Origin of the sequence: Psychrobacter cibarius (assembly GCA_030686115.1) — a bacterium.
GTDB lineage: Bacteria > Pseudomonadota > Gammaproteobacteria > Pseudomonadales > Moraxellaceae > Psychrobacter > Psychrobacter cibarius_C.
This window is the reverse complement of sequence record CP131612.1, coordinates 745,837-759,045: the sequence shown is the minus strand read 5'-3', so window position 1 is coordinate 759,045 and position 13,209 is coordinate 745,837. Positions and strand designations below refer to the sequence as shown.

At 43.6% G+C, this 13,209-nt stretch carries 8 protein-coding genes; 5 read left to right on the top strand and 3 right to left on the bottom strand.

Annotated features, from left to right (window positions below; genetic code table 11):
- Nucleotides 1-368 precede the first annotated feature (368 nt).
- The 4 genes from Q6344_03260 (at nt 369) to Q6344_03245 (ending at nt 8,727) form a co-directional block, all read left to right on the top strand.
- The gene (locus Q6344_03260) at nt 369-1,910 is read left to right on the top strand and encodes a YihY family inner membrane protein (GenBank protein ID WLG14379.1); all 1,542 of its coding nucleotides are present in this window, start codon (nt 369-371) and stop codon (nt 1,908-1,910) included.
- Nucleotides 1,911-2,063: 153 nt separating this feature from the next.
- Nucleotides 2,064-5,561 (top strand): M66 family metalloprotease, encoded by a 3,498-nt coding sequence (locus Q6344_03255; protein ID WLG14378.1) that lies wholly within the window; start codon nt 2,064-2,066, stop codon nt 5,559-5,561.
- A 184-nt stretch (nt 5,562-5,745) separates the two neighbouring features.
- Nucleotides 5,746-7,359 (top strand): DUF2254 domain-containing protein, encoded by a 1,614-nt coding sequence (locus Q6344_03250; protein ID WLG14377.1) that lies wholly within the window; start codon nt 5,746-5,748, stop codon nt 7,357-7,359.
- 93 nt (nt 7,360-7,452) lie between these two features.
- Entirely contained in the window at nt 7,453-8,727 is a 1,275-nt protein-coding gene (locus Q6344_03245; GenBank protein WLG14376.1) for a sodium:proton antiporter, read from the top strand.
- Between the two features lie 116 nt (nt 8,728-8,843).
- Here Q6344_03245 and Q6344_03240 read toward each other — a convergent pair whose 3' ends face one another.
- From Q6344_03240 to Q6344_03230, 3 genes are all read right to left on the bottom strand, one after another.
- Nucleotides 8,844-9,392: a DUF2127 domain-containing protein gene (locus tag Q6344_03240; GenBank protein ID WLG14375.1), complete on the bottom strand. Its 549-nt coding sequence runs from the start codon at nt 9,390-9,392 to the stop codon at nt 8,844-8,846.
- Nucleotides 9,385-10,566 (bottom strand): dihydroorotase, encoded by a 1,182-nt coding sequence (locus Q6344_03235; protein WLG15130.1) that lies wholly within the window; start codon nt 10,564-10,566, stop codon nt 9,385-9,387. Before Q6344_03235 ends, Q6344_03240 begins: the two co-directional genes overlap by 8 nt.
- Before the next feature lie 90 nt (nt 10,567-10,656).
- Nucleotides 10,657-11,730: an aspartate carbamoyltransferase catalytic subunit gene (locus Q6344_03230; protein ID WLG14374.1), complete on the bottom strand. Its 1,074-nt coding sequence runs from the start codon at nt 11,728-11,730 to the stop codon at nt 10,657-10,659.
- A gap of 416 nt (nt 11,731-12,146) precedes the next feature.
- Here Q6344_03230 and Q6344_03225 point away from each other — a divergent pair, with 416 nt between their 5' ends.
- Nucleotides 12,147-13,130, top strand: a complete 984-nt coding sequence (locus Q6344_03225) for a class 1 fructose-bisphosphatase (GenBank protein WLG14373.1) — start codon at nt 12,147-12,149, stop codon at nt 13,128-13,130.
- Nucleotides 13,131-13,209 lie beyond the last annotated feature (79 nt).

Genomic DNA, 13,209 nt, shown 5'->3' with positions numbered 1-13,209 from the left:
CCGCTTCTATGCAGTCTATTTCTTTAGCATAAAACCTCATTGATTATGTAGCTATAGTCGATTCAATTTAAAAATAGTACTAGTACAAGGCAACCGAGTGTAGATGTATATTAAATACCTCAAGCGAGGTTAACGCTGTAATAATTTTATAGTGGAATGACTATATACATAATCTGTGACAGATAACGCAATATAGGCATATATTATGCCCCAGTCATTCACCGACATGCAAACAGCCTTGGTACACATTGTCGCTAATAACCTGCTAGAAAGGTTGCTGCTGTGCATTTTGACACAATTAAACCGCAGATGGTAACAGCATATCTTTGTTACACTACTGTCACTCAAACACCTGCTAAATGGTCGATATGGAAAATTTATCAAAAAAAATCCCGTTTTTACATCAACGCTGGTTTCAATTTTTACGATTCTTGACTCGGCACTTTTTTGAAGACAATTGCCAGCAAAAAGCGGCATCGCTGACCTACACGACTATGTTGTCAATTGTACCCGTCCTAACCGTCCTATTGATGATCCTATCTTCTGTCCCCGCACTTGCATCCGTTAGAGCACAGATATATGAAGTGATTTATAGTAACTTGCTACCACAATCAAGCATGCAGGTCAGTGAGTACATCAATAGCTTTGCTGAAAAATCCTCAAATCTAACCATCATTGGGGCGATGGTGTTACTTTTTACGACCATTATGACGTTAACAACCATCGAGCGCGCATTTAACCAAATCTGGCGGGTAGAAAATCGCTCTGGCGGTATGAAAAGTATGCTGCGCTACTGGACCATCGTCACGTTAGGACCGTTAGTACTGGGTACGGCATTTCTTGCTTCAAGCGCGGTACAAAGCTTGAGTTTTTTAAATCGACAAATTGCTGGTTATGGCATTGACTGGTCTTTTTGGGTACAAGCCGTATCCATTGGTATCACTGTCGCAGGCTTTATTGGTATGTACTGGTTCATCCCAAAAGCACGCGTACCCGCGAAAAATGCAGCCATTGCTGGTCTCTTCGTCGCTATCGTATTCGAGCTGATGAAGCACCTGTTTGGTACAGTAATGGCAAATTTCACCAGTTATGAAGCGATTTACGGGGCTTTTGCGGCACTGCCCATCTTCTTATTATGGATATATTTGTCTTGGAATTTAATTCTATTAGGTGTTGAGATTAGCTATACCTTGACGATTTTTGAGACTAAAGAGGTCTATCCACGCCACCCGCTCCTAAGTTTGCTCGATATGCTAAACCTCGTTTATACCCATCATTTAAAAGGCGAAGCGGTAAGCGAACAAGCGCTACGTAACGTGCTAGGACGCAAAGAGCTACCAAAATGGTATACCTATATTAATTATCTGCAAGACAGCAATCTAATCACCATGACTGAAGATAATGATTATGTGCTCAAGAGAGATTTGAGCAAAATGACATTATGGGATTTTTATCGCACGCTACCTTACCCCTTGCCTATCAAAGATGAGCTAGATGAGATGGGGCCAGAGGATCAAAAACCTTGGCTTAGCTTGCTAGTCAACCGTTTTGAAAATACGGAAGCTTATGCCAAGCAACAGTTAGATCTACCGTTAAATGCTATTTTTGCCAATAGTGAGCCACGTAAGAAAGCTGATTCTAATGGGAAAGGCATCAAAGGCGGTCAATCAAATTTATTTAGAAAAACCTCGGCGACCACTGCAGCATTAGACAAGAATGAGCCGATCAAAGACACCCCACACTTTGACCCAATAGCTTATGATAAAGACAGTGATATTGAATGCGATGAGCGGGACAATGAGATTCTTATTCCTAAAGATTTGAATGACTCTCAAATTAAAACCAATGGTAATCTCTTTAATTATAAAGACGATATCATTACTGAATCAGATAACCCAAAGACGAATTAAGAAAAGCGTTAGTAACGAATGAGGCATATTGAATAATAAAAATTAGTTTTCACTAGAGGTTGTAATATAACTTATTATTATACATCGAACAAAAGTCGTACGAGATGCTAACACAGCTGTTATATTGCCTTAAACTATTATTAGGGCAATAAATTGAAAAACACAATAGCATTTCCAGTAAAAGCGCTAAGCATTTGTGTCGTATCCATTATGCTTTCTGCTTGTGGTGAAGGTGATGGCAGCACATCATCACTTGTACCACCAACCGTTAATCTACCAGTAGAAACGCCGCCTGTTAAACCACCCGTCACTACGCCTGTTAAGCCGCCAGTAACGAGTATTCCTGCAACACCGCTTGAGCCTAGCACGCCTGTTAAGCCACCGGTAACTACGCCTATTAAACCACCAGTAACGAGTATTCCTGCAACGCCACTTGTGCCAGCTACGCCTATTAAACCACCAGTAACGAGTATTCCTGCAACGCCACTTGTGCCAGCTACGCCTATTAAGCCACCAGCAACGAGTATTCCTGCTACGCCAATTGGGCCTAGCACGCCTGTTAAGCCACCGGTAACTACGCCTATTAAACCACCAGTAACGAGTATTCCTGCAACGCCAATTGGGCCTAGCACGCCTGTTAAGCCACCGGTAACTACGCCTATTAAACCACCAGTAACGAGTATTCCTGCAACGCCACTTGTGCCAGCTACGCCTATTAAGCCACCAGTAACGAGTATTCCTGCAACGCCACTTGTGCCAGCTACGCCTATTAAGCCACCAGCAACGAGTATTCCTGCTACGCCAATTGGGCCAAGCACGCCTATTAAGCCGCCAGTAACGAGTATTCCTGCTACGCCGCTTGAGCCAAGTACGCCTGTTAAACCACCGGTAACGAGTATTCCTGCTACGCCGCTTGAGCCTAGCACGCCTGTTAAACCACCAGTAACGAGTATTCCTGCTACGCCACTTGAACCAAGTACGCCTATTAAATATCCAGAACCAAAAAAGGATATTGCTGATTTTTATTTATTAGGGTTTTTTGACCACGATGGTAGAGCGGGAGAAATTCGTGCTATTCGTCCAGACTTGGTTGGCGATTTTCAAGCGATGATACAGTTTGGGCAGAATCATACCGTTGATCCACAGGGTAACGAAGCAAAAAACATGCCGCGCCTGACGGCAGAAAAAGAGGCGCTATTATTGGTGACGCCTACGCTTGAAATGGGTGATATTAATAAATTAGCGGCTGAAATTTACAAAGACGGGGTTTTATTACGAACTATCAATTTAGCCGATCCGACTCAAATCCCAGACACGGATCAGACTAACACTGACCAACGTCCTCGCGTTGCTTACAGTAAGCGCGCATGGTCAACCAAACTCAACTGGGATGAGGTACAAGGTGGTCTCAAAATTCGCATTGTGGATGACCAAAATCGTAGCGGTGAATTGTCAGAAGATAACATAGATTTTGCCGCCCCTGGTGAGTTGGTATTGACCAATATCCGTCTGGGCATGTTAACGGATGCACCTCAATCTTGGGGTCATTATATGCTACGCGATCCAGAAAGAGCGGGTTCAGACTACTTCCAAACCATTCCAGCAGCACAAATGACCGTTGCTAGCTATGATGACATGAAGCTCGAACGAGTAATGGTCGCCAATGGCACTATTTATGATTCAGTCAGTGACTCAAATGATGCTGGCGTTTATGCTGGTGATATGCGCGAAAACACCGCGAAATCAACCTTTGGTGTTGGCATTAATTTAGCCAATTGGGGCGTCACCAGTGCTTCAATGCAAAGTCAAGAGCAACCGCAATTGACCCAGAACGTCAATGCGCATCACGCTCGCGGTAAATATAAGAATGGTGAATATAACCACGGCTTAAGCGGCGGTAATGGTATGTTGACCCTAATCGACTCTCAAGGTAATGAGTTCAGCCACGAAATCGGTCATCATTATGGCTTGGGTCATTATCCTGGTGAACAGAACGGCGATTTCTTTTGGGCCGAGCATCATTCCAATAGTGGCTGGGGCTATAATGGCATCAGAAACAAAATGCGCAGCAACTTAGACTGGCCACGACAGGTCGAGGGTGATGGCCTCACTGGTAAACCTCTTTTCTTAGCCACCTATGGCTATGGTCGCGATGCGATGTCTGGTGGATCACAGAGTGGCGCTTATTCAAACTATACTCACTATACGGGTTATAGTACAAAAATTAAGATCCAGCCAGCATTTGATAAAGCAGTATTTGACGCTGATTCACCAACTGGCTATAAGAAATGGAATGCCGATCTCAGAAAGATGGAAGTCATCCAGCCTAAGGTATGGCAAGGTTCTAAAAACGTTTGGTACAACAGTACCGACGGTAATTACTTAAAACCACGCTTACAAGGCGTGCCAGTCTTTACCATTTTAGGCGGTTATGACCCTGTCGCGCAAAAGGGTATTATTTATCCAGAAGCACGTGGTAACTGGGGCAACGTTTTTGAGTTACCGACACCGAATAACTCACTTGAATCAGCAAGCTGCTGGTTAAGCGTTACTTATAGTAATAACACGATTAATGATATTGCGTTGGCTCCTAATCGAATGAATGGTAATGCTAATAAATTCCATATCAATTTAGCCATCGCTGAAGATCCGAAAAAAGTAGATTTATACTGTAAAAAAGCCAATGAAGCACAAGTACAGCTCTCAACCATTGATATTCGTCAATATAATGATACGATTAAACCCGCGGTTACCTTTGGTAAAGAACAGGGCTATACGGCACTAAGAAAGATAGAATTGCCAATCTTAGAGCAGAAACTTCTTGCTCAAGCAGAACATTCGACTATTAGTTTAGACGCCAACGGTCAGTTATTATATGATTCTTACAAAGAGTATCGTGATGAGCTTAGCCCTTTAGCACTCCAAACATTAGAGCGTTATGAGAAGCAGCAAGAAACTCTAAATCGTCTCAACCGCTGGGTCAATGTCTATCGTACGGATTTAATCAAAAAAGAGCCTGAAGCACTTACCGAATTTCAAAAGTTTGTTGTAGATTTAGAGCTACAAGATGATAAACCTTTAGATAATGTGACTACTATCCGTAATGGCAACAACTGCCTTAAAGTTGAAACTCTAGAAGGTGGTAAGTTAAATAGCTTTATTAGTGGCCCAAGTGGCTGTACTGGTGACGACTCTGAACAGTGGATTTACGATCTTAAAGGTAAAATTCACAGCAAAATGGCATTAGATCAGTGCTTAACAGAACAAGGTTCTTGGGTGGTTTTGGGTGCTTGTAGCTTGGACTCGCCAGCGCAAGTTTGGGAGATGAACGGTACTGACCAAATCAAACAAGGTGGCAAATGCTTTGATTTGCGTACTGGTAATTTAGTAGATAATCGCGGAAGCTTAATTACTTACAATTGTAGTGGTGGCTGGAATCAGAAGTGGGCGACGTTAACCAAAAACCCAAGCTTTATCTTAGCAACCACTGGTAATAATCTACCGTTAATCGTAGATAGTCTGCAAAAACAGCCAGTATCGACGGATGATATGCAAACGCGTTCATTAAGTATGGACAGTAAAGAAGAGCCATCAGTGCTAGCAAAAGTAAGCACTGCGATAAGCACTTGGATTGACAATCTAGTCAATTAACAAAACAATCCATCATGCTAAAAATAAGCTCCTATGATAGGGGCTTATTTTTTACTAAATTTTTGTGCGCAATCTGTTATATGATAAGCTAATTTACTTTTAAGCGTTTTTATTCGTCAAATAAAATCCTAGCTTAGTAATAAAAAATGGGTCACTTTTTAGGTCATTTGTGGAGCATATAATATTGAATAAACACCCTGAAAGTGGCTGGTTTAACCCTGCATTGCTGACAATAACGCACAGACTAAAGCAGTTCGCCCAGTTATGGTCGCTACAGACACTGACCGATATGCCTGATCGACTAAGAAACCTATGGCAGCAGCTTATTGGCTCTTATTGGTTTATTCCGACTGCGTGCGTCATTGCAGGTATATTGCTAGCGCCTTTATTGGTCACTATCGATCAACACTTTGACCGCGAAACCGTCAGAGAGATTACCTTTGCTTTTACCGGTGACGACGATGCTGCGCGCGCCATCATGACTGCCATCGCAGGCGCAGTACTGGGCGTGGCAGGCACAACCTTTTCCATTACAATCGCCGTGCTGTCGATGGCCTCTTCGCAATTTGGCCCACGGCTGTTGCGCAATTTTTTAACCGATACACCCAATCAATTTGTGTTGGGGGCGTTCATTGGCACGTTTAGTTATAGTTTATTGGTGTTAAAATCCATCCATAAATATGACGTGGCTTTTGGTGTGCCACAGCTCGCAGTGACTTTTGCGATTATCATGGCAATTATATGTGCGCTGTTGCTGGTGTACTTTGTACAGCATATGGTACATGCCATTCAAGCTTCCCATGTGATTCAAAACGCCAGCAATGATGCGATTAATAATATTCACTATTGGTATCGTGATCATTGCGATATTCAGCATCAACGCGATATAGAACATCATGACATTGAACAGTTTCATCATTGGTCAGCGGTGCCCATCTATCCACCAAGCTCAGGTTATGTTCAACAATTTTACCTTGAGTCACTGATTACACTGACACAAGACTATGGCGGCGTGGTGCAAATGCGTATCAATCTTGGTGATTATGTCACTGATAAAAACGTCATCGGCTACTTTTACCAGCGTCCAGCAGATCATCCAAACAATCGACAAAAAACAGCGACGCCATCTTTAGCTGTTGTACCGCGTGCCCCTGACGGGCTTTTTTGGCAACGCTTTGCAGGCTGTATACGTATCGAACAACGACTGGCTCATTCTAACGATATTGCTTATAGCTTGGGACAAATGACTGAAATCGCCGTACGAGCATTGTCTCCAGGTATCAATGATCCAAAAACAGCGGTCAACTGCGTACAATCACTGACCAGTTGCTTAAGTATTATGATGCGTCGTCAGCCGCCCAGTCCCTATCATTTTTATACACCGGCACAAAACGATGATTCATCGAAAGCCGAAGTTAAACAGCGACGCTTGGCTATATTAGCCATAGTTACTCATACTCCCAAAATATCTGATTTTATCAATACATCACTAGGCGAGATACGTCGGTATGCAGCAGCAGATTTGATGGTCTTAAAAGCGCTATGTCAGGCGATGGTCAATCTAAGTTATGCTCGCGTAAATAACGCACAGCAGCAAACCCTATTGCATGAGATAAAAATGATTGAGCGCGCAGGAGAAGAAAACCTAAGCTATCAAGAGCTGATAGATGACTTGAGCGCGATGTGCCAACAAGCCCAACAGTTCATACTTAGCAACGATGCTCATCATCAGTATTTTAACTATGTTAGCGCGTTTGACACCCATATTCGCCAAGCATTACAAACGCAATCAAAATAAAAAGACAAACGATAACTAAACTAAAATCAAACCTATTTAGTGTATGTAAGCGCTAAGCTTATGACAATTTTAAACTCACTTGAGAATTTTTTCATGGCCCCTACCAGTAGCCTAACCATACTTGAAATCAGCGCGATATTCTTATCAATCACAGCCCTATTAACTTACGTTAACCATCGTTTTATTGGTCTACCGACCACGATTGGCGTGATGGTTATCTCCATTTTATTATCTATTGGCGCGATATTTTTGGGATTTTTGGGATTTGATCAGCTGATTGATTATGAAGTAAGCTTGTTAGAGCAGCTTGATTTTACCGAAGTCTTATTAGATGGCATGCTCTCTATGCTGTTATTTGCAGGGGCGCTGCACGTCAATATCAGCGATTTAAAACGTTATAAACTGCCTATTGGCATCCTTGCTTGCGTCGGTACCATCGTCTCTGCGATGCTTATCGCCACGGCGCTTTATTTTATGCTGCCGCTGCTTGGTTTCGGTTTGCCGTTTCTTTGGTGTTTGCTATTCGGTGCTCTAATATCACCGACCGACCCCATTGCCGTGATGGGCATCCTTTCATCGGCTGGCGCGCCAAAAAGTATAGAAACGGTCATCGCAGGCGAGTCGTTATTTAACGATGGTATCGGCGTTGTCATCTTTGTATTGCTGCTAGGGATTTTATCCAGTGGTGATATCCCAACCGCCAATTATGTGGCGCATACTCTAGCGGTTGAAGCTGGTGGCGGCATTATTTTTGGCTTAGTACTTGGGGCGATTCTGTATTACATGCTGAAAAGTATCGATAGCTATCAAGAAGAAGTGTTGTTAACGCTTGCTGGTGTGATAGGTGGTTATGCACTCGCCAGCCATTGGCATTTATCAGGACCACTCGCCATGGTGATGATGGGGTTGATGGTTGGGAATCGCGGACGAGCATTGGCGATGAGCGATAAAACGCGGCATTATATTGATTTATTTTGGGAATTAATCGATGAAATTCTCAATGCTATTTTATTCGTACTCATCGGTTTAGAAGTAGTGATGATTGCGTATTCGGGTAATTTATTTATCGCCGCTGGTTTGACAATTGTCATTGCCCTACTTGCGCGTTTTATCGTTGTAGGTATGACGACCAAAACCTTTCATCGTCAGCTCGATTTACCGACTGGTGCATGGAAAGTGCTGACATGGGGCGGATTACGTGGTGGTATTTCGGTTGCCTTAGTGTTGCAGCTGCCGCTGGGAACCGAACGCGATATCTTGCTGGCACTCACTTATGCAGTGGTGATATTCTCTATCTTGGTGCAAGGTTTGAGTATTGGTAAAGTCGCCAAAAGCATTCGCACTGATAAAAGTACAGCAAAACCATAATTTGTAACCAGTTTTAAGCCAATCGTTTTAGCAAAAGAAAGCCAGCATAAGAGAGTATCTTATGCTGGCTTTTTCATACACATTCAGTTTTTTTATAACCGCTATATAAGCCTTTTTTATATCAAGCCTTTACGCTTCATATTACGATAGACCACGACCACGATAAGAAGGTTCGAGACTAATATCCCAAGCTTAAACCAATCAAATGGACTAACGATTAGATAGTAAAGCTCAATAGGAATAAACACCCCATAACCCAGCACACCAAACCAATACGCCCATGTTTTATCTTGCCATAAGCCATAAGCCTCAAGGAAACGCAGACTGGCGTAAGCAAAGATTAATAACAAGAATAATGACCAGTTTTTACTTGCCTGCTGGGCAATCCGTACTGCACTGTCAACTTGCGGTGCCAGTAGCTGTCCAAAAGTCTGTTGCCAAGAATCAGTCGCCGTCGTTAGCCAATGGTCAAGATCAGTATGCCATGACCATAAAGCCCCTGCCCCTAATAGTGCACCGACCCCTTTAACCACCTCATAGATTGCCACCGCTTTGATAGATTCACTGGCAGTACTGTGCGACTTGATGGTTTGGTTGTGCAAGTGATGATCGCTATCCTTCGAGGATGGTTGCAGACTATCATCCTGCCTAGGCAAATTAGCCAAAGAAAGTCTCCACAACGCAGCCTTGCAACTGCTGATTAAAGAATGGGGTGTTTTTACCATTGGACAGCATGGATTGTGCGGTCACTTGCCACTCTAACTTAGGATCCACCAGTACTGCGCCGCCGATTTTTTCATATTGCTCACTAATACCAGCGATTTTCGCCGGATTGAGACAGATTTTATCGACAAGTTGCTCTAAGGTTAACACCTCATCATTGACTAGCTGACAAGCCAGCGCCATAAAGGTATCAAAATTTGAGATGCCTGGTGTGCTCTCAGCAAATGGGGCTTTTTTAGCGGTACTGTTCAATGGTTCATGATGGCTACATATCGCATCAATGGTGCCATCTTTTAGACCACGGCGGATGGCTTGCTGATCGGTATTACTACGCAGGGGTGGTAATACATAGGCTTGGGCGTTAAAACCCTCTAAATTATCATCGGTCAAATACAACTGATGCATCGCCACATCACAAGTCACGGGCAGACCTTTATCTTTTGCCCAGCGCATCAATTCGATTGAAGATTTACAGGATAATTGACTAAAGTGAGCAGCGATGCCTGTTTCTTCAACCATCAGCAACTGCGTTGACAAGGCAACCGTTTCAGCGATCCAAGGAATCCCTTGCAAGCCGTGATATGACGCGATATAACCTTCATGCGCCACGCCATCACCAGATAGACTTGGCTCATCAGGATAAAAAAATACTTTCATATTAAAAGTCGCGGCGTATTCCAGTGTACGCAGTAATACTAAATCATTGCGAAAAGGGCGGCGCGCATTAGAAACGGCTATACAACCGCCTTTTTTAAGCCCAGCGATATTTGATGGGCGCTCACCTTCTAAACCAGCAGTCAACGCACCTAAAATATGCAAATATATGCCGCCATCACCAAGCGCGCGCTCACGTAAGCCTTTTAATAATGAACCGTTCTCTAAGATAGGATTGGTATCAGGAGGAATGACCACATGCAGGAAACCATTGCCACGAGCAGCGCGCCCTTCTGACTCCAAAGTGCCATGTTGTTGTTGACCCGGTTCACGCAAGCGGGCGCACAGATCAACCAAAGGCGGCAGTAGCCACATTTCACGCCCAGCTTCGAGTGAAGCCAACTTATCTGCTGTAGCACTTGATAGTGAGTCTTTAAATGATTGAGGAAGATGGTTAAGTATCGTTGCATCCGTATTTAACATAGTTGTCATGAGCGTTATTACCGTATCAATAAAATGGGATAAATAAATATAAAACAGCGAGGCAGAGGATTATTTACTCGCGGCTTGGTGAGCGCGCTGACCTTCCATAGCTAGCGACAGTACTGCCATACGAATAGCGATGCCGTTATTCACCTGTTTTAAAATCACTGACTGGTCGCCATCGGCAACGCTTGATGCAATCTCAACACCGCGGTTCATCGGCCCTGGATGCATGACCAACGCATCCGGCTTAGCCAATGCCATGCGCTCTGGTGTAATACCATAGTGTTTATAATATTCACTCGATGATGCCAGCAGCGGCGAGCCGATACGTTCGTTTTGTATTCTTAATCCCATAATGACATCACAGTCCGTGACACAGTCATTCATATCTTCATAGACTCGTACCCCAAAACGCTCAATACCTTTCGGTAATAAGGTACGCGGCGCACAGACGCGGATGTCTTTTACACCCAAGGTTTGTAGTGCACTGATATCTGAGCGCGCCACTCGCGAATGCTTGATATCGCCAACGATAGCCACTGACAGCTCCTCAAATGGGCGCGGTGCTTCACGATGAATAGTGAGCATGTCGAGCATCCCTTGCGTTGGATGCGCATGCCAGCCATCACCGCCATTGATAATGGCAATATCGGGTGTCACCTCTGTTGCCATAAAATGGGCAGCACCTGATGCTGAATGCCGTACCACAAAGATATCTGCCGTCATGGCTTGTAGGTTCCACAGCGTATCGCGCAAGCTTTCACCTTTTTTGGTACTAGAGCGCTCGATATCGATATTGAGCACATTGGCACCGAGACGCTTTTCGGCTACTTCAAAGGTCGTACGGGTACGCGTTGACGGTTCAAAAAACAAATTCATTACCGTATAGCCTTCGAGCTCAGGACGGTTAATGAGCTGTCCGTTATCATCAAAAAACGTCTCTGCTTTGGCAATAATAGCCTGCAACTGCGCCTTATTAAGACCTTCTACCCCCAAAAAATGACGAATACTGCCATCGCTATTAAGCTGCGGACGACTTAACGACGCATCAAGTTTCTCATGAATGGTATCAGGGTCGAATTTGGCATAATCCGTTGGCGAGACTGTCTGAGTTGAGCGGCTATCAGTAGAATTTGGCATAATGGCAGGTCTTTATTGTTGGTTTATATGATTTAATAATCATTATTTATGCGTTTTTTGGCGATTTATAGTCGACGATAAGCACAGAGACAAGGACATTTTGGCACTTATTTGCTACAATTTACCCCAGTGGCAGTGAGAGACGTAGCGCCGTAAAAAACAGCCATTGTCATCCGCTTGGGCAGTAGCCATAGACCTGTCAAAACCATCATTAAAAATCCGCTTAGCCAAACGATAAATAAATAATAATAGTGATAGTGTAGCTGATTTTGTGGTCAGGACAAAGATGCCGTGCGAGGTATTTAAAAATTTACCGGATTTAGGTCTGTAACATGCGACCCAACCGATTTTCCAACCCCTTATTTAATCCTTAGTTTCAGTAGCCTTTATTTTAACAGCATTTATTAGGAAGCCTTATGACAACCCTTACAGACTATCTCAATGATTATTCACCCAATCCTGCACTGAGTGACGTTATTACGACTGTCACTGACGTGGGTAAAACCATCTCACAATTATTGAGAAAAGGGGCACTAGCAGACATTCTAGGCGAAGCTGGCAACCAAAACGTCCAAGGTGAAGACCAAAAGAAACTGGACGTACTGGCCAATGACTTATTATTAGATGCTTTGGCGAAAAATACCCATTGTGCAGGCGTTGCTTCAGAAGAGCTTGACGATGCTACCCCTGCTAATGCAGATGGCAGTTTGTTGGTATTGTTCGATCCGCTTGATGGTTCATCAAACATCGATATTAATATGGCCGTTGGCACTATCTTTTCTATTTTACCGTACCAGCGCCAAGGTCAAATCAGTGAAAATAGCGACTTCTTGCAAGCTGGTAATCAACAGTTAGCCGCCGGTTATTTGTTATATGGCACCTCTACCGTACTAGCGCTAACTATCGCCGATCATGTCGTGATGTTTAGCCTAGACCCTGACACTAACGATTATGTATTAATACAAGAAGACGTGCAAATCGATGCCGATACCAGCGAATATGCCATCAATGCTTCAAACTACCGCTACTGGCGCGTACCCATGCAGCAGTATATCGATGAGTTAATTGCTGGCAAAACGGGTGTTCGTGGTCGCGATTTTAATACACGCTGGGTGGCGGCCATGGTCGGTGATGTGCATCGTATTTTATGTCGCGGTGGTCTCTTCACTTATCCGTTCGATACCAAATATGCCAATAAAGCGGGCAAATTACGCTTGATGTATGAAGCCAATCCAATGAGCTTATTGATTGAACGCGCTGGTGGCGCGGCAACGGATGCAGTCAATCGCATTTTAGACATAGAACCAAATGACATTCACCAACGCGTCCCAGTGGTACTTGGCAGCAAAAATGAAGTCGATTATGTTAAAAATCTGCATGTAACTTACGCTAATAAATAAGCCCTTTAACGTTACTTTGATAATAATCAGTATAAAGCCAGAGCATTTGTAATACTTTATACTGATTGTTTAATTTTTT

Bases quoted from the DNA above. Each gene is read 5' to 3' on its own strand.
- Q6344_03260 (WLG14379.1), top strand. From the start codon at position 369: ATGGAAAATTTATCAAAAAAAATCCCGTTTTTACATCAACGCTGGTTT.
- Q6344_03245 (WLG14376.1), top strand. From the start codon at position 7,453: ATGGCCCCTACCAGTAGCCTAACCATACTTGAAATCAGCGCGATATTC.
- Q6344_03230 (WLG14374.1), bottom strand. From the start codon at position 11,730: ATGCCAAATTCTACTGATAGCCGCTCAACTCAGACAGTCTCGCCAACG.
- Q6344_03225 (WLG14373.1), top strand. From the start codon at position 12,147: ATGACAACCCTTACAGACTATCTCAATGATTATTCACCCAATCCTGCA.